This window comes from Enterococcus pingfangensis (genome assembly GCF_005405205.1).
Taxonomy (GTDB): domain Bacteria; phylum Bacillota; class Bacilli; order Lactobacillales; family Enterococcaceae; genus Enterococcus_A; species Enterococcus_A pingfangensis.
On record NZ_BJDP01000001.1, the window covers coordinates 132,188 to 149,531 of the forward strand.

A 17,344-nucleotide genomic window follows, 5' to 3' on the forward strand; every position below is an offset into this window, starting at 1 on the left:
TTTTGTTTGATAATAAAGAGGTTGATCTAACTTTTCTAGTTTTTAGTAAGGGATGTTAGAAAAAACGAGAATTTGATAGAAGAATCTATGCACTATTGATCTGCTGTAAATGGCAGAATGAGAGTGAGCGAGAAGAGAGAGGGGCACGCAAGCCAATGCGGGTAGTCGCGGGTGAATTTGGCGGTCGAAAGTTAAAGACACTAACTGGAAGTAATACTCGACCAACTACGGATAAAGTAAAAGGTGCAATTTTTAATATGATTGGACCCTATTTTGATGGGGGGGTGGCGCTAGATTTGTTTTCTGGCAGCGGCTCGTTGGGGATCGAAGCCGTTTCTCGCGGGATGGATCAGGCGGTTTTAGTCGAGAAAAATTTCCGAGCAATGGAGATCGTTCGTGAAAATGTCGCGATGACTAAAAATGAAGCAGCCTTTCAATTAATGAAAATGCCGGCGAATCAAGCTATCCAACAGCTAGCAGTTCGTAAAGAACAATTTGATTTAGTACTTTTGGATCCGCCCTATGCAAAACAAGAAATCGTAAAACAGATTGAAATGCTACTGCAAAATGAATTATTATCTACAGAATCAATCGTTGTCTGCGAGACTGATCAATCAGTTGTATTACCAGAAATGATCGGTAAATTAAAAGAACGTAAACGTCAAGATTATGGCATCACAGCCATAACGATTTATGATTGGGAGGATTAAGATGAAACGAATCGCGCTTTTTCCCGGCAGTTTTGATCCATTGACGATGGGTCATTTAGATACGATTGAACGGGGAGCGAAATTGTTTGATGAACTGATCATCGGCGTTTTCGTGAATACTAATAAGAAAAGTTACTTCACTTCAGAAGAAAAACTTGCCATCGTACAGGAATCTGTCAAACATCTTCCGAATGTGCGAGTGATCGCGCAAGAAAATGATCTGACAGTTAATGTAGCACAAAAAATTGGAGCAAAATTTTTATTACGCGGGATCCGCAGCATCAAGGATTATGAATACGAAAAGGAAATCGCTTTGATGAACCACCATTTGGATCAAGAATTAGAAACGGTCTTTTTATTAGCCGAACCAAAATACAGTCACATCAGTTCTTCGATTTTAAAAGAAGTTTGGACATTCAATGGTGACATCAAAGAATATTTGCCTGAGGCTGTTTATCGGGTGTTGAAAGCGAAGCGTGAGAATAGTGAAAAATAATAAACTTTTCAAACGATTATTAGTTATCTTTTTAGCTTTAGTCGTTGTTGCCTGTGTCATTGTTCCAATTCCATATTATATTGAAGAGCCAGGAGAGACGATTGATCTAAAAGAATTGATCACAGTCAATGATCAAAAGGATAAAGACAAAGGCTCATTTAGTCTGACTTCAGTAGGGATCCGGCGAGCAACCGTTTTTTCGGCACTAAAAGCGAAAACCGAACCTTTCCATGAAATTATTTCAATGGATGAATTAACTGGCGGTGCGAGTGACGACGAATACATGCAGATCCAAGAATTCAATATGGAGACGTCGCAAAATTTTGCGATCGAGCAGGCCTTAAAATTAGCGAACAAATCCTATGAGATGGACTACAAAGGGGTTTATGTCTTAGGTGTCGAAGAAAATTCAAACTTTGCTGGGAAAATCAGCGTCGGCGATACAGTAACAAAAGCAGATGGAAAATCTTTTACCAGCAGTGAAGAATTTATGAAATACGTAAAAGCACAAAAAGTAGGTCAAGAAATGAAGGTCACCTACATTCATGATGATAAAGTCAAAGAGGCGACTGAAAAATTGATTAAACTTCCAACGGATAAAAAACCAGGTATCGGCATTACTTTAACAGATCATACGGAGATCGACTCTCAAGATGATGTGAAAATAGATGCTGGCGATATCGGCGGACCATCGGCAGGCTTGATGTTCACCTTAGAGATTTACGAACAATTGAGCAATAAAGATTTACGTCAAGGCAAAAAGATCGCGGGAACAGGTACGATCAATTCTGAGGGCGAAGTCGGACGGATCGGTGGTATCGATAAAAAAGTTGCGAGTGCAGCAGCTAGCGGTAATCAAATCTTCTTCGCTCCTAATGATGAAATCACAAAAGAGATGAAAAAAGCTCAACCAGGAATCAAATCAAATTATGAAGAAGCAAAAGCAGCCGCAAAAAAATTAAAGACCGACATGAAAATCGTACCAGTCAAAACAGTCCAAGATTCATTGGACTATTTAGCAAAAATGAAATAATCAGACCAAAGAGTGATCGTTGAAAATGACGATCACTCTTTTTGCGTATATTGGTAACAAGGAGGGGGTTATGAGAGCGTATCTAAAAAAATATCCTTATTTAATTGTACTGCCGTTGATTGCAGCAATTGCGGCGTGGTTCTTGTTTAAAAATGAGCCTGAAGAAGAAGTAGATCCAATGATTTTTGCTACGAGCAGCAGCCAAGAGACGAAACAAAGCAGTCAAGAGTGGTATGTCGATGTCAAAGGTGCGGTAAAAAAGGGAGGGATGTATCAAATCGCACAAGGAATGCGGTTAATGGATGCGATTGAGCTGGCAGGCGGTTTTACAGCAGAAGCGGATCAAAATCAAATCAACTTTTCTAAATTGTTAGCAGATCAAGAGATTATTTATGTACCCAAAATAGGTGAAGAGATTCCGACTATTCATGAGACTGATCTGAATAAAACGGCTCAAGAAGCAGAAGAAAAGATCAATATCAATACAGCAGATAGCAATGAATTGCAGCAGTTATCAGGGATCGGTGAAAAACGGGCAGCAGATATTGTAAAGTACCGCGAAGAAAACGGCAGCTTCCGAGCGGTCGAGGATTTGACTAAAGTGTCAGGGATCGGCGAAAAGACGCTTGAAAATTTGAAAGACTCGATTACAATATAAGAAAGATCAAAAGAGAGGGCGAAAAATTTGACGATGCAGAGAATACCTTGGGATCAATATTTTATGGCGCAATCAGTGTTATTATCATTACGCAGCACTTGCGCACGTTTAGAAGTAGGAGCGACGATCGTACGTGATAAAAGAATCATCGCAGGAGGCTATAACGGCTCGGTCAGCGGCGATGTCCACTGTATAGATGATGGCTGCTACGTAGTGGATGGACATTGTCTACGGACGATTCACGCTGAAATGAACGCTTTGCTACAATGTGCAAAGCTTGGCATTGCCACTGATCAAGCGGAAGTTTATGTGACGCATTTTCCTTGTCTGGCTTGCACAAAAGCTTTGTTGCAAGCGGGAATCAAAAAAATTCACTATTTGAAGGATTACCGCAATGATCCTTATGCGATTGAATTAATCAATCAAGTGGGTGCCAGTGCGCATCAAGTCCATTTGGAAAATAAATATTTTACGAAACTTCAATTAGGAGAAGATGCTGCCGCATTGCCAAAAGGATAGACACTATCCGTAATTATTTGATTTTGCCGATCTTAGCTGCTATTTTATTGGCTAGCTTGATCTACCAGCCTAATCTGTGGAATTTTTTAATATTAAGTGCTCTGATGATTCGAATTGTCTGCATGAAAAACCATAAGCTGTTGCTACTGGTCTTTTTGTGCAGTCTTTTTTTAGTACCTCGAACCTATTCTTGCATGCAATTGACAGAAGAAGGAAAGATCACCAATCAAACCGTAGCAATCCAAACAGATTCGGTAACTGTTGACGGCAATTTTTTAAAACTGACAGGTAAAATCAAGCGTAAGAAGTATTTGATCTACTACTCATTGAAATCACTAGCAGAAAAACAAGTTTGGCAAAGAAAAAAATTGCCGAATGCGGCAGTGATCAGCGGGGAGGTCGTGAATTTTACAAATGCTAGGAATTTAAATGGTTTTGATGAAAAGAAATACTATCAAAGTCTAGGCTTTAGTCAGAAGATACAAGTCGCGTCATTGAAGCCATTTAGACAAAAGAAAGCCAGTTTAGCGGATCTTCGGCAACAATTGATCTGGAAAATCGACCGGCGCTATAGCAAACGATTATCCAGCTATGTCAAAGCGATCGTGATTGGTTACAAGGACGCTCAATTTTCTGAATATACTGCTGTCTATAAAACGACGGGATTACTGCACCTTTTCACTTTGTCTGGTTTGCATATTCAATTTTATTTAGGTGGTCTGCACTTATTGCTGAAGAGACTAGGATTGACTAGAAAAGTCCGACTCATTTTATTAAGTGTGCTGGGAATTTTACTGATCTGTCTAACTGGTGCAAGCTTCAGTACGATTCGAGCAGTTGTGAGTTTTCTTATCGCTTTTATTTGTGTAACTTATGAAATAGCACTTGCTAAGCTTGACCAATGGAGTTTGATGCTGTTTTTAATGATCATTGGTTTCCCATTGATCTTTTGGTCAGTTGGTGCGCAACTAAGTTTATACTTTGCTTTATTGTTGCTGTATATCAGTGACTTGCGGTTCAAAAAATGGCAACAAATGGGTTTATTTTCGCTTTTATCATTGCCGCTTCTGCTTTTCAGCTTTAGTGAGTGGCCGATTCTAGGCGGATTTTTCACACTATTGTTATTTCCGCTTTTTGAGTGGCTCATTTTGCCAGGCTGTTTATTGCTCTTTTTAGGGTGCTTTTTACCGATTCCGCAGTTTTTAAGCAGTTTTCTAAATAACTTCTTTCAATTAATAGAAAATGGGTTAGGGCAACTGGCGTTTTCGAATCTAGTAATTGGCCGTCCGACTTTTATAGTCTTGCTAACTCTTATCACATTGGTTCTTTTAAGTCTCGATCGATTGAAATATCGGAAAAACTGCTATTGGCTGTTAGGCAGTGCCATTCTATTAATAGCGGTGACCTCTTTTTCAGCTAATGGGATCGTTGCGTTTATTGATGTTGGACAAGGTGACAGTATCCTCGTCAAATTACCGTTCAAACAAGAAACCTTTTTGATCGATACGGGTGGACGTTTGACATTCAAACAAAAGAAATGGCAAGTCCGGCAGTCAAAACAACTTTCTGATTATCAGCTTTTGCCCTTATTAAAATCATTAGGCATCAGTCGGATCGATCATTTATTGATTACTCATAATGATGCAGATCATATGGGAGAATTGCTGCATGTACTGAAGAAGGTGAAAGTCAAAACGCTCTACTTGGCAGAAGGTTCTCAGATGGAGTTGAAAAAAGAGTTGCTGCCGCTGAAAGGAACTAACATTCAGTTAGTGAAAAGAGGCGACACGATCGGCAAACGATTGAAGATGAGGATACTTTCACCTGAGCAAAGTAGTGGGGAAAACAATGATTCGGTCGTTGCTTATTTTAGGCTAAATCAGCAGCGTTTTTTGCTGACCGGTGATTTAGAGGTATCCGGTGAAGAAAACCTATTGAAAAATTACCCACAATTAAAAATAGATTTCCTAAAAATCGGTCACCACGGCAGCAATACGTCAACCAGTGAAGCGTTAGTAAAAAAACTTCAACCAAAATACGGGATCATTTCAGCGGGGGAAAATAATCGCTATGGTCACCCTACTAAAGAGACATTAGCAAAATTAAAAAAGTATCGAGTCAAAATTTTCCGAACGGATCAGCAAGGGATGATCTATTACGAATGGTCAGCGATAACAAAACGTGGGAAAACCAAAGTCCTAATAGATTTTATCGATTAATCGTGGTAGCATGAATAGTCAGGATAGCAGACCCAATTGGTCCTTTTATCTTAAAACTAGACTTGTTCACATGGAATAATTGATAAAAAATAAGTTTTATTATTGAACTAGGAGTAACCGCATGAATACACAAGAAGCTCTTCAGCAAATTAAAAATGCCCCATTAAAGCCGGCCTATCTTGTTACCGGGACGGAAGATTATTTGATCCAAACGATTCGCCAAGCTTTTTTTGACCGAATGAAAAAAGATAATTTGGAAGAATTGAACTTCATGTCGTTTGACTTGGAGGAGAACGGCTTAGGCGCTGTGATCGATGAAGCCGAAACATTGCCATTTTTTGGTGACTATCGGTTGATTTTTGTTGAAAATCCATATTTTTTGACTAGTGAAAAGAAAAATAATGTTCCAGAGCAAGATACCGAAGGGTTAGCAGATTATTTGAAACACCCTTTAGCGACATCGATCATTGTTTTTTGGGCGAATTATCCAAAACTTGATGCGCGTAAAAAAATTACAAAGGCGTTGAAGAAAACTGAAGTCATTGACGCCGCGCCATTGCAAGAACGCGATTTACGAAATTTCTTACAGCGTTATATCAGTAATGAAAAGGCAAAGATCTCAAAAGAAGCATTCGATCTATTTTTACGTTTAACCGATTACGACCTATCGAAAGCCATGAATGAGATCGAAAAATTATTATTACTTGCTGGACCAGGCGGGACCATTACGCTTCAATTGGTCCAAGATTTGGTTCCGAAAACATTGGAACATAATATTTTTGAATTGACGGAACAGATTTTAAAAGGCGATGCGGCAAAAGCATATCAAACGTATGAAGAATTGCATTTGCAAGGGGAAGAAACGATTAAGTTGACGGCTATTTTGATCGGTCAGATTCGTTTGCTGCTGCAAACTAAAATTTTGCAAAAAATCGGCTACCAACAAGCCAATATCGCCGAAACGTTGGGTGTGCACCCGTATCGGGTGAAACTGGCGTTGCAGCAAGTTTCGAAATTTCCGCTAAATTTATTAGTATCGATGTATGATGAACTAGTTGAAAATGACTATGAAGTAAAAACAGGTCAAGCGGATAAAGAGTTGAACTTCCAATTGTTTATTTTAAAGACTACAGAGAAAATAAAGAAATAGTCAGAACAAGTCTTCAAATAACTGTTATCAAATAATAAAAAGGAATCAACGGATAGATTATTTTATCCTGTTGGTTCTTTTTGTCTTTCAAATAGTAAGATTTATGACGATATTTTTAGGCTGAAAACTAGCCAAAAATAGACAGCAGAAATTATTTTTCAAAAATTCAGTATAAAAATATCTAGGTAATGTTTAATAATTCACATTTTTAAGGTATGATAAAACAAAGTTAATAACTACTTAAAGCCAATAACTAAGATTATTTTGTTAAAAAGGTTCAAAAGGAAACAGGAGTTCTGATTTCGATTTTTATAATTAAAGCAGTAAAGTTGCTCATTTTTCAACTGATAATAGTCAGCATGTCTGACTTTATATATGCATCATAAATAAACAAATTTATTGTAGGAAGGATGAATAAAATGACATTAGCAAAGATCGTTTATGCGACAAACACAGGAAATACGGAAGGAATCTCTGAAATTTTGGAGGATGCTTTCGATGAAATCGGGATCGATGTAGAACGCGTCGAAGCAGATGATGCGGAAGCAGATTTTTATAGAGATGCGGATATTTGTGTTCTAGCTACTTATACGGATGGAGATGGCGAGCTGCCGTTTGATTTGGAAGATTTGCATGAAGACTTGCCGGATGAAGATCTTTCAGGGAAAATTTATGGCGTAGTTGGAAGCGGAGACAGCGAACTGTACCCAGATTATTTCTGTCATGCAGCGGTTGCGTTTGAGGAAGCTTTTGAAAAAACTGGTGCAAAGAAAGCAGCAGAAACCGTAAAAATTGAAAATGAAGCTGATGATGAGGACGAAGAAGTCTTGGAAGCTTTTGTGAAGGCTTTGGTTGAAGCGGTGAAGTAAGGCATGCGAGAACAGAACGGAGTGAGGGTTTGTTTAAAGTATTAGAACGCAGGGAGCTGGCGCCGACTGAGTATGAGATTTTAGTTGATGCCCCGCGAATCGCCAATAAAGCGCAGCCAGGGCAGTTTGTGATCTTGCGGATCGATGAACGCGGTGAACGGATTCCGCTGACGATCGTAGATACAGACCAAAAAGCGGGTTGGGTCCGTTTGATCTTTCAAGTAATCGGTAAATCGACCGCTCAGCTTGCCACTGTGAAGGCTGGAGAATACTTGAAAGATGTTGTTGGTCCATTGGGCAAAGCGACAGACATCAAAAATTATGGAACCGTTCTCTTAGTCGGCGGTGGTGTAGGAATCGCAGCGTTGTTTCCAATCATCAAAGGGTTGAAAGCAGCTGGAAATCATGTGATCACCATTCTTGGAGCAAAAAATCAGCATTTATTAATTCTTCAAGAAGAGTGTGCCAAGTATTCTGATGAGCTGATTTTGATGACAGATGACGGCTCAGTCGGAGAACAAGGTTTGGTCACTCAAGCAATGGAGGCGGTCTTTAAACGCGAGAAAATTGCAATGGCATGGGCGATCGGACCAAGTGTTATGATGAAGTTTTGTACACTGACCGCGCAAAAATATTCAGTACCAATCTATGTTTCATTAAATCCAATTATGATCGATGGAACCGGGATGTGCGGCGGCTGCCGAGTGACGATTGCAGATTCGATTAAATTTGCTTGTGTTGACGGGCCCGAGTTTTTAGGAGAAGAAGTTAATTGGAATGAATTTGTCAATCGGATGCAGCAATATCGGTCAGAAGAACTATTGGCTGACGAAAGATATAAAAAGCAGGTGAGTACAAATGGCTAAACGCAGCTATACTAAAACACCGATGCGTGAACAAGCACCGGAGATCCGCAGTCGAAATTTTGATGAAGTAGCTTTAGGTTACACATTAACAGAAGGTCAGCTGGAAGCTAGCCGTTGTTTACAATGTAAAAATGCTCCTTGTATTACAAATTGTCCAGTAATGATCGACATTCCAGGCTTTATTAAAGCAGTCGAAGAAAATGATATGCCGCTGGCGTATAAAATCTTGAGTCGGTATACAAATTTACCTGCGATTTGCGGACGAGTTTGCCCACAAGAAAAGCAGTGTGAAATGGTCTGTCGGTTAGGGCGTTCGAAAAAATTTGAACCGGTGGCGATTGGAAAATTAGAACGGTTGGTGGCTGATTGGGCGTTGGAACAACCAATAGAATACGCTGAAGCTTCTGGTGAAAAAGGCCGTGTAGCAGTTATTGGTTCAGGACCTTCAGGATTGACTGTAGCCGGTGATTTAGTGAAATTAGGCTATGATGTGACTGTTTACGAGGCATTGCATGCTCCTGGCGGTGTATTGACTTATGGAATTCCTGAATTTCGCTTACCAAAACGTGTTGTGAAGCAAGAAATTGAACGAATCGTTGCTCAAGGTGTAAAAATTGAAACAAATGTAGTCGTTGGTAAAACAATTACTATGGATGAGATAATGACCGATTTTGATGCTTGTTATCTCTCGGTTGGTGCTGGTGCTCCGAAATTTCAAGGAATCAAGGGGACCGCATTGAACGGAGTGTATTCATCTAGCGAATATTTGACACGAGTGAATTTGATGCATGGCTATCAATTTCCAGCGTATGATACGCCTGTTCAAAAATCAAAGAATGTGGTTGTTATCGGCGGAGGAAACGTTGCAATGGATGCGGCACGCTCGGCAAAACGTTTAGGCGTTGAGAAGGTATCGATTGTTTACCGTCGTTCATTAGAAGAATTACCTGCTCGTCAGGAAGAATATCATCATTCAGTAGAAGAAGGCATTGAATACCATTGGCTGAGCAATCCGATTGAATACATCGATGATGGAGCTGGGCGATTAACAGCAGTTAAATGTGTTCGAATGGAATTAGGCGAACCAGATGAGTCGGGTCGTCGTCGTCCGATCGTAATTCCTAATAGTGAATTTATCATCGAAGCAGATACAGTAATTGAGGCGATTGGACAAGGCGCCAATAAAGTTTTATTGGATACGTTCCCAGAATTAGCACTAAATAAATGGGGTTATATCGATGCGGACGAAGAAACTTGTGCGACCTCGATCCCAGGCGTTTTTGCTGGAGGAGACATTGTAACCGGGGCAGCGACCGTCATCTTAGCGATGGGTGCTGGAAAAATCGCGGCAACTGAAATGGATCGCTACATTCAGCAGACCAAGCAAGAACAATTGGTTTAAAGAACCAGACACAATTAATCAAGTAAAAGAACCAAATAAAAAAACCGATCATCTGATCGGTTTTTATTATTTAGCTAATTTTTTAGCAAGACGTGCTTTGTCGCGATTTGCTTTGTTTTTGTGAATCAAACCTTTTGATTCAGCCATATCGATTGCTTTAGCAGCTTCGTTATAAAGGTCGTTCATATTTTCAGCGCCAGCAGCAGCAGCTTCTTCAAATTTCTTAACAGTAGTACGCATTGCACTCAATTGTGATGAGTTTTTAGCGTTAGCAATTTCACTAGTGCGTGCACGTTTGATTGCAGATTCAATGTTTGGCATGGATTTCACCTCCGAATTCAGTCTTATACGGTTATAGCCGTACAATTCAACATTACTCATTATACATAAAGCCGCTTTTCAATGCAATAAAATCGTGACAAGTTTTTTTCCTTAACAGAAAATAAATAGAAAAAAAAGACAAATTAAGAATTTTAAAGACGAAAGGTAATGATTATGCTATCATTACTGGGGAAATAAAAAAATGGGTGGTGCAGTATGAGTATTGCTTTAGTTGTTACAATAACATTGGTTATGGGAGTGGTTTTCGTCAATGGTTGGACGGATGCGCCCAACGCGATCGCTACAGCAGTTTCGACACGGGTATTAAAACCGAATGTCGCTATTTGGATGGCGGTTGCTATGAATTTTTTAGGCGCATTGGTTATGACTTATTTTAATTCACAAGTTGCTGAGACGATCAGTAATATTGTTACTTTTGAAGGGGCAGGAAACGCCGCACAAGTCGCATTGGCAGCGTCTTTATTTTCAATCGTCGTCTGGGCAGTCGCAGCATGGTTCTTTGGTATCCCTACAAGTGAATCCCATGCACTGATCGCTGGCCTAACCGGTTCAGCAATGGCGATGGGCGGATTGGAAGCGGTTAGCGGTGCAGAATGGACAAAAGTTCTGGTAGGTTTAGTAGTTTCAACTATCATGGGATTTGGCGGCGGCTGGTTAGTTACGAAGCTGATCGTGTTGATTTTCCAAGGAGTCTCCAGACGAGTCGCTAATCACGTATTTACGATCGGCCAAGCAGTAAGCGCCGGAATGAATGCGTTTTTACATGGTGCGCAAGATGGACAGAAATTTATGGGTGTTTTTATGCTCGGACTTTTTTATAATGATTTAGCTGAAAAAACAGGCAATGGTTTTGTTATTCCTTTATGGGTAATGGTTTTATGTTCATTAACGATGGGCTTTGGAACGTCTGTCGGCGGAATGAAGATCATTAAATCAGTCGGAATGGATATGGTCAGACTAGAGCGTTATCAAGGATTTGCGGCTGATTTAAGTGCAGCAATCTGTCTGTTCTTGGCCTCTATTTTTGGTGTTCCAGTATCGACTACACATACGAAAACAACCGCGATCATGGGTGCCGGAGCTGCTAAACGACCTTCCAGTGTTGATTGGAGTATCGTAAAAGAAATGATCAGCGCGTGGGTGCTGACTTTTCCTGGCTGCGGAGCTATCGCATTCATCATGGCAAAAGTATTTGTCGCAATTTTTTAAAAAGGGGATCGTAAATAATGGCTAGAAAAAAACAATTTGATTATTTTGGTAAGTTAGAACAAATGGCACAATATTCTTCCGAATCAGCGACACTATTATTAGATTTGATCTTGGATTATTCAACGGAGAAGTTTATCGATAAATCAGAAAAAATCCATCGTTTGGAAGGATACGGTGATCGTATTTCTAAAGAAATCATGACGGAACTTTATGATGCCTTTATCACGCCAATCGATCGTGAAGATATCGTGATGATCACAAATTGTTTGGATGATATGTTGGATGAATTAAATGCAACAACATATCTATTTGAAAATTTATTGGTTTACACAGTTCGACCAAATACGGATAAATTTCTACAATTAGTAGTTAAGGCAACTTCTGATGTAGTACAAGCAACGAAAGAATTTGCGAAATTCAAGCATTCAAAAGTGTTGAAACAATATATCGAACAAGTAAATAATACAGAATCAGAAGCTGATAGATTATATAGTGCATTAGTACAGGACTTATTTGCTAATGAGAAAGATCCAATCGAAGTCATCAAATGGCGGGATATTTACAATCATCTTGAGAAAATCACCGATGCTTGTGAGGCTGCGGCGGACGTCATTGAAGGATTAGTAATCAAAAATTCATAAAGCAAAACCAGACTGCAATAATTGCAGTCTGGTTTTTTTCTTGTCACATGCTGTTTTTAAAGCGTTGCTTTGTATAACGGACAAGGCGCGCAGCTTGATTTATTAAAGCGGTCAAGTTCCTTTAATGGAAGCAACAGCCGCAAGCCGTTTAGAATAACTAGGATAGTGCTGCCTTCGTGGCCAACTACGCCAAGGGGAAGGGTCAAGAATTGAAGAAAATTACTTGCAATCAATAAGATGATCACACTAAGTGAGAATACAATATTTTGCCGGACGACTCGTTTCATTTTTTTTGCTAAACGATGGCTATAAGTTAATTTAGTCAAATCATTTTTCATTAAAACCATGTCGGCAACTTCCATTGCGACATCTGTTCCTTCACCCATTGCAATCCCGATACTAGCAGTTGCTAAAGCGGGCGCATCATTGATGCCATCACCGACCATCGCATTGATGGTTGCGTCTTGTTGCTGTTCTTTGACGAGCTTTGTTTTATCAGCGGGAAGACAGCCACTGTGAAAATCGTTTAACCCGACTTGTTGAGCTACATAATTGGCGGCGCCAAAGTTATCACCTGTGAGCATGATTGTTTGGACACCTTGTTCTTGGAAGTAGTCGATGACTTCTTTTGTATGCGGCTTAGGCAGATCCATCAAGGCGATCAATGCGGCTATTTGATTGTTTTGACTAAGAACAACCACCGTTTTTCCTTCTTGATGCCATTGGTTAATCAATGGATGCGTTTGCTTCTCAGCAGGTTTTCCTAAACGCCACGTTTGATTGAGATAATTTGTTTCTAGTCCAAAGCCGGCTTTTTCTTCCACTTGAAGCTGTAAACTATCTTCATCACTAAAAAAAGTCGCAATCGCTACTGCAAGCGGATGAGTCGAGTGTTTTTCCATTGACAAGAATAGGCGCGGAATCACAGGATCATCAGAAAAACTTTTGTAATCAGTTACGTGTGGGTCGCCTTGAGTCAAAGTCCCAGTCTTATCAAAGGAGATGATACGCAGATCAGCCAGCTTTTCTAATGTTTTCCCAGATTTAAATAGGAGCCCTTTTTTCGCACCATTAGAAATAGCGGCTAAAGTCGCAGGTGTTGCTGAAGCGACCAAAGCACAAGGAGAGGCGACCACTAATAGTACCATTCCCCGATAAAAGCTTTCAGTAAAACTCCAGCCTAATAAAAAATGGGTCAGCACGATCATCAAAGGAACAGCGCATAAAACGACCTTGACATAAATATTCTCAATTTTTTCAATAAATGTAGCGGTTGCACTTTGTTCCTTTTGCGCGTGTTCAACTAGGCGTAAAATTTGGGCAAACAAAGTATTATCGCTAGTTTTGGTTACTTTTAATGTAAAAGCACGTCCTAAATTGATCGTTCCGCTAAATGCCTCGTCGTCAATCTTTTTTTCGACAGGAACGGATTCACCGGAGATGGCTGATTCATCAATCAAAGAAGCATTCAGCATGCGACCGTCAATCGGGATTGCTTGACCTTTAGGGACAAAGACCAAGTCTCCCACGTTTAATTCTTCTACAGGAGTAGCGAGATGCTCACTACCGCAAATTTTTAAAGCTTCATTCGGCGTGACATTCATCAGAGCAGTGATTTCTTTTGTACTTTTATTGGTCGCATATTCTTCCAACGTTCCGCTTAAACAAAAAATAAAAGTCAACATTGCCCCTTCAAACCAATTCCCAATCAGGCAGGCGCCAATCGCGGCTAAAGCCATCAATAAATCTACATTCAAAGTTCGCTCATTCAGCAGTTCGCTAACACCTTCAAAGGTTTGTTTCCAACCGCCGCTGAGAATCGCCAGAATGAAAAAGAGGGGATAGATAGGTTGAGTGAGCGTCATCAGAACTTTACCGACGATCAAAAATAATAGACAAAACAGGGTAGAGAAAAAGGCGTTCCTTTCTTTTGCACTCATAATGCGATCTCCTTTCTAACTTTGAAATCAACGGTTAACTAAATCCATTTACTCTTTCAATCTTATAGTATCATGGGAATCAGAGTAAATGATAATAAAACATACTAGTTGAGAACGAAAGTAATTATCAATTAGCACTGAGAATGACTATCATTCGTGGTTGATCCAAATTAGGCGCAATTAAGAGGATCATTGATGGTAGTTATAATTTATAATAATTATCATCTGTTTAACACAATAAAAAAAGACCCGCAAAAATGCAGATCTTACATAGCGATCAGCCAATAGCCGATCAGAATGATGCCTAAAATAATTCGATACCAACCGAAAACGGTGAAATCATTTCGTTTGATATAGTTTAATAAGAATTTGATCGCGACAATTGAAACGACAAAGGCAGTCGCCATACCGATCAACAGAATAATAAGTTCGGAAGCACCAAAGGAATTGCCTTTTAGTAAAAACTTGATGATTTTTAATCCGCTGGCACCAAACATAACAGGAATTCCTAGGAAAAAGGAAAATTCTGTCGCAACATAACGGGAGCAACCGATAATGATCGCACCAAGAATCGTAGCACCTGAACGGGAAGTTCCGGGAATCAATGAAAGTAATTGGAAAGCTCCTACGATCAGTGCCGCTTTATAGGTGAAGTCATTTAAACTTGTACATTTTGGTGTCTTTGTTTTATTTTTGCGTTCAACAATGATAAACGCGATCCCGTAGACGATCAACATAATTGCTACTGGTAAAAATTTATGAAAATGTGCTTCTAAAAAATCATCTAACGGTAACCCGATCACCGCGGCGGGCAAACAGGCGATAATTACTTTGAACCATAATGTCCATGTATCTTGTTTCTCTTCGTGGGTCTTACTAGGGGCGAAGGGGTTTAGTTTGGTGAAGTACAGTACCACGACCGCTAAAATAGCGCCTAACTGGATCACTACGTTAAACATTTCAATAAAAGCCGAACTCATGTTTAATTTGATGAATTCATCTGCTAAGATCAAATGGCCAGTGGAAGAAATTGGCAACCATTCGGTAATACCCTCAACGATCCCCAAAATAATCGCTTTAAAAATATTGGCAATAAGCATAATGTACGTCCTTTCAACTTAATAACAATAAATAGTATACCGTTTCGCCTTTGAAAAGACCATCGAAAAAAGGCTAAGCTTTTTATAAGAAAAAGAGGTGTGACTATTGTCATACCTCTTTCTAAATAAACGGTATTTTTATTTCTTGAAGCTGCCAACTTCTGTCATGGTCTCTAAGTTTCTAGGCACCAGTATGGTCAGAAATTGTTTTTCCGCGTTCCATATAACTGATATCATTGATCGCACGAATTGAAAATTCGCCATTTTCGTATTTTAACCGATTGATACTGCCGTTCAATAAGTTTGCTCGAACAGGTTGATTTGAATCGATCAGACTAAGCAAGAAAGCGATTGTTAATCCGTGAGAAACGATCAGAACATTTCCACCGCCATGTTTTTCGCGATTTTGTGCAATATCTTCAAATCCATTCCAAACACGATCTCTTAATTGAGTGTAAGGCTCTGCCCAATTTGCTGTATCTGCACCTTCAACGGCATTTGCGATTTCTTCAAAAGTCACATCGGTCGCAAACAAATCATCTTCTGTTTTAAAATTCAATACTCGCGGTAAAACACCCCACATCTCTGCATCGTAAGCCCCTTCTAAAGAACCAAAGCACCATTCACGAATGCGCGGATCCACGTGGTAAGGGATGTCTTTGCCTTCAGGATGCTCGCTTAAAAGAATCCGCATCGTTTCAATCGCTCTGCCAGAGTCGCTTGAATAGGCTTCCTCAAAGGTTGTATCTTGTAAACCAAGCCCTACATATTGGATACCTTCACGCCCCGTTTTTGTCAGCGGCGTGTCACACCAACCTTGGACCCGAGCCAGTGTATTGAACATTGTTTTACCATGTCGAACGATATAAAGATTAGTTTCTGCCATATTTAAAACCTCCAAAAAGTTGATTAATTAAAGAATGGGTTTGTATCGATCTCATGACCGATCGTTGTTGCATCGCCATGACCGGGATAAGCCGGCAGTTCGCGAGGCAAGGTGAAAAGATAATTTTTGATGCTGTATAGCAATTGCTGCATATCACCGGTGTGAAGATCTGTCCGGCCGATACTGCCTTTGAATAATGCGTCGCCAACGACGACAAAGTCATCAAAAATGAAGCTGAGACTGCCAATCGAATGACCTGGCGTTGGGACAACTTGGAATGTCATGCCGCCAATTGTATAGTCTTTCATTTCAAATTCAAATTCTGCTGGTTGAACGATTAGATCGGGCATATTATCGTGACGGCCTAAACCAGAGAGATTCAAAATAGGATCTCCCAACCATTTTTGTTCCAATGGACTAACATAGACGGGAACGTTGTATTTATTTCGCAATTGTTCAACTGCACCAATATGGTCAAAATGAGTATGAGTCAAGAGAATCGCGCAGGGTGTTTTACCGATGCGATCAATTTCTTGGCTTAATCGATCGCCTTCCGAACCTGGATCGACAATCAATAAATTTTGTTCATTATGAATCAAATAGCAATTTTCTTGTGCGATCCCAGTAACAAAGCCTTCGATTTGAATCATTATTTTCCTCCCTGAATTAACAAATAAATTTCTTTGAAGCGATTCATAGTTGCCGACACAATAAAAATCAGCAAGAAATCAACATCTTAAATTCCTTCTTTATTATACCTTAAAAGCAAAAAATTTGTGGCTTCTGTGAATGATTTTGGTATTTCAGGTACGCATTTCATTCGAAACTTTCGTTAATAGATATAAAGGCGATCGAAATCGCTCCTTTTATTAAAAAGGAGGATCAAAAAACGAAGCCGGATAATAGGAGGAGTTAAAATGATGGATTGGATAAAAATGATTGAAGAGGAACCACGACTGCTTTTTGTACTAATGTTGATTTCAGTCGCAATGTTATTGGATTTGTTAACAGGATTGATCGCTGCCAAATTAACGAAACAGATCTCATCAAAAATCGGAATCAACGGTATTTTACGAAAAATCGCTAGTATTTTATTATTAATGTTCTTTTTACCAGTCTCAAGTTTGATCCCGTTCCAAGCAGGGAGTGTCTTACTCTACGCTTTCTATCTCTCATTTCTTTTGATGGAGCTGCACTCGATCTTTGAAAACTATGAAAAAATGGGAATCAAAACGGAGATTTTCCAAACCTTTCTCCAACGACTATTCGAAAAAGACAAAGACAAATAAAACTTGACGAGCAAG

Annotated in this window: 18 protein-coding genes; 13 read left to right on the forward strand and 5 right to left on the reverse strand. The window is 39.7% G+C overall.

What is annotated here, in order from left to right:
• Nucleotides 1-155 precede the first annotated feature (155 nt).
• The 10 genes from rsmD (at nt 156) to gltA (ending at nt 9,922) form a co-directional block, all read left to right on the forward strand.
• Entirely contained in the window at nt 156-710 is a 555-nt protein-coding gene (gene rsmD, locus FFM63_RS00590) for a 16S rRNA (guanine(966)-N(2))-methyltransferase RsmD (RefSeq protein ID WP_137608404.1), read from the forward strand.
• Between the two features lies 1 nt (nt 711).
• Nucleotides 712-1,206 carry a pantetheine-phosphate adenylyltransferase gene (gene coaD / locus FFM63_RS00595; protein WP_137608405.1) on the forward strand — a complete coding sequence of 165 codons (495 nt, stop codon included), beginning with the start codon at nt 712-714 and terminating at the stop codon, nt 1,204-1,206.
• Nucleotides 1,196-2,239 (forward strand): SepM family pheromone-processing serine protease, encoded by a 1,044-nt coding sequence (locus tag FFM63_RS00600; protein WP_246033262.1) that lies wholly within the window; start codon nt 1,196-1,198, stop codon nt 2,237-2,239. Before coaD ends, FFM63_RS00600 begins: the two co-directional genes overlap by 11 nt.
• A gap of 70 nt (nt 2,240-2,309) precedes the next feature.
• Nucleotides 2,310-2,897, forward strand: a complete 588-nt coding sequence (locus FFM63_RS00605) for a helix-hairpin-helix domain-containing protein (protein WP_137608407.1) — start codon at nt 2,310-2,312, stop codon at nt 2,895-2,897.
• A gap of 27 nt (nt 2,898-2,924) precedes the next feature.
• Entirely contained in the window at nt 2,925-3,416 is a 492-nt protein-coding gene (locus FFM63_RS00610) for a ComE operon protein 2 (protein ID WP_137608408.1), read from the forward strand.
• 194 nt (nt 3,417-3,610) lie between these two features.
• Nucleotides 3,611-5,635, forward strand: coding sequence for a DNA internalization-related competence protein ComEC/Rec2 (locus FFM63_RS00615; protein ID WP_246033263.1), 2,025 nt, complete (start codon nt 3,611-3,613; stop codon nt 5,633-5,635).
• Nucleotides 5,636-5,756: 121 nt separating this feature from the next.
• Nucleotides 5,757-6,785 (forward strand): DNA polymerase III subunit delta, encoded by a 1,029-nt coding sequence (holA, locus tag FFM63_RS00620; RefSeq protein WP_137608410.1) that lies wholly within the window; start codon nt 5,757-5,759, stop codon nt 6,783-6,785.
• Between the two features lie 419 nt (nt 6,786-7,204).
• Nucleotides 7,205-7,654, forward strand: coding sequence for a flavodoxin (locus FFM63_RS00625; RefSeq protein WP_137608411.1), 450 nt, complete (start codon nt 7,205-7,207; stop codon nt 7,652-7,654).
• Between the two features lie 29 nt (nt 7,655-7,683).
• Nucleotides 7,684-8,520: a sulfide/dihydroorotate dehydrogenase-like FAD/NAD-binding protein gene (locus FFM63_RS00630; RefSeq protein ID WP_137608412.1), complete on the forward strand. Its 837-nt coding sequence runs from the start codon at nt 7,684-7,686 to the stop codon at nt 8,518-8,520.
• Entirely contained in the window at nt 8,513-9,922 is a 1,410-nt protein-coding gene (gene gltA / locus FFM63_RS00635; protein ID WP_137608413.1) for an NADPH-dependent glutamate synthase, read from the forward strand. The genes FFM63_RS00630 and gltA overlap by 8 nt, the downstream gene beginning before the upstream one ends.
• Before the next feature lie 66 nt (nt 9,923-9,988).
• On the opposite strand, the gene rpsT is transcribed toward gltA, so the two are convergent.
• The gene (gene rpsT / locus FFM63_RS00640) at nt 9,989-10,243 is read right to left on the reverse strand and encodes a 30S ribosomal protein S20 (RefSeq protein WP_137608414.1); all 255 of its coding nucleotides are present in this window, start codon (nt 10,241-10,243) and stop codon (nt 9,989-9,991) included.
• A gap of 216 nt (nt 10,244-10,459) precedes the next feature.
• Here rpsT and FFM63_RS00645 point away from each other — a divergent pair, with 216 nt between their 5' ends.
• Complete coding sequence (locus FFM63_RS00645; protein ID WP_137608415.1) at nt 10,460-11,473, forward strand: inorganic phosphate transporter; 1,014 nt, start codon at nt 10,460-10,462, stop codon at nt 11,471-11,473.
• Nucleotides 11,474-11,490: 17 nt separating this feature from the next.
• The gene (locus tag FFM63_RS00650; RefSeq protein ID WP_137608416.1) at nt 11,491-12,114 is read left to right on the forward strand and encodes a DUF47 domain-containing protein; all 624 of its coding nucleotides are present in this window, start codon (nt 11,491-11,493) and stop codon (nt 12,112-12,114) included.
• A gap of 56 nt (nt 12,115-12,170) precedes the next feature.
• Here the strand turns inward: FFM63_RS00650 and FFM63_RS00655 are convergent, their stop codons facing one another.
• The 4 genes from FFM63_RS00655 to FFM63_RS00670 form a co-directional block, all read right to left on the reverse strand.
• Nucleotides 12,171-14,054, reverse strand: a complete 1,884-nt coding sequence (locus FFM63_RS00655; protein WP_137608417.1) for a heavy metal translocating P-type ATPase — start codon at nt 14,052-14,054, stop codon at nt 12,171-12,173.
• Between the two features lie 266 nt (nt 14,055-14,320).
• Nucleotides 14,321-15,154, reverse strand: coding sequence for an undecaprenyl-diphosphate phosphatase (locus FFM63_RS00660; protein ID WP_137608418.1), 834 nt, complete (start codon nt 15,152-15,154; stop codon nt 14,321-14,323).
• A 181-nt stretch (nt 15,155-15,335) separates the two neighbouring features.
• Nucleotides 15,336-16,040, reverse strand: coding sequence for a histidine phosphatase family protein (locus FFM63_RS00665; protein WP_137608419.1), 705 nt, complete (start codon nt 16,038-16,040; stop codon nt 15,336-15,338).
• A gap of 23 nt (nt 16,041-16,063) precedes the next feature.
• Nucleotides 16,064-16,690, reverse strand: coding sequence for an MBL fold metallo-hydrolase (locus FFM63_RS00670; RefSeq protein ID WP_137608420.1), 627 nt, complete (start codon nt 16,688-16,690; stop codon nt 16,064-16,066).
• 267 nt (nt 16,691-16,957) lie between these two features.
• Here FFM63_RS00670 and FFM63_RS00675 point away from each other — a divergent pair, with 267 nt between their 5' ends.
• Entirely contained in the window at nt 16,958-17,329 is a 372-nt protein-coding gene (locus tag FFM63_RS00675; RefSeq protein WP_137608421.1) for a phage holin family protein, read from the forward strand.
• Nucleotides 17,330-17,344: the final 15 nt, after the last annotated feature.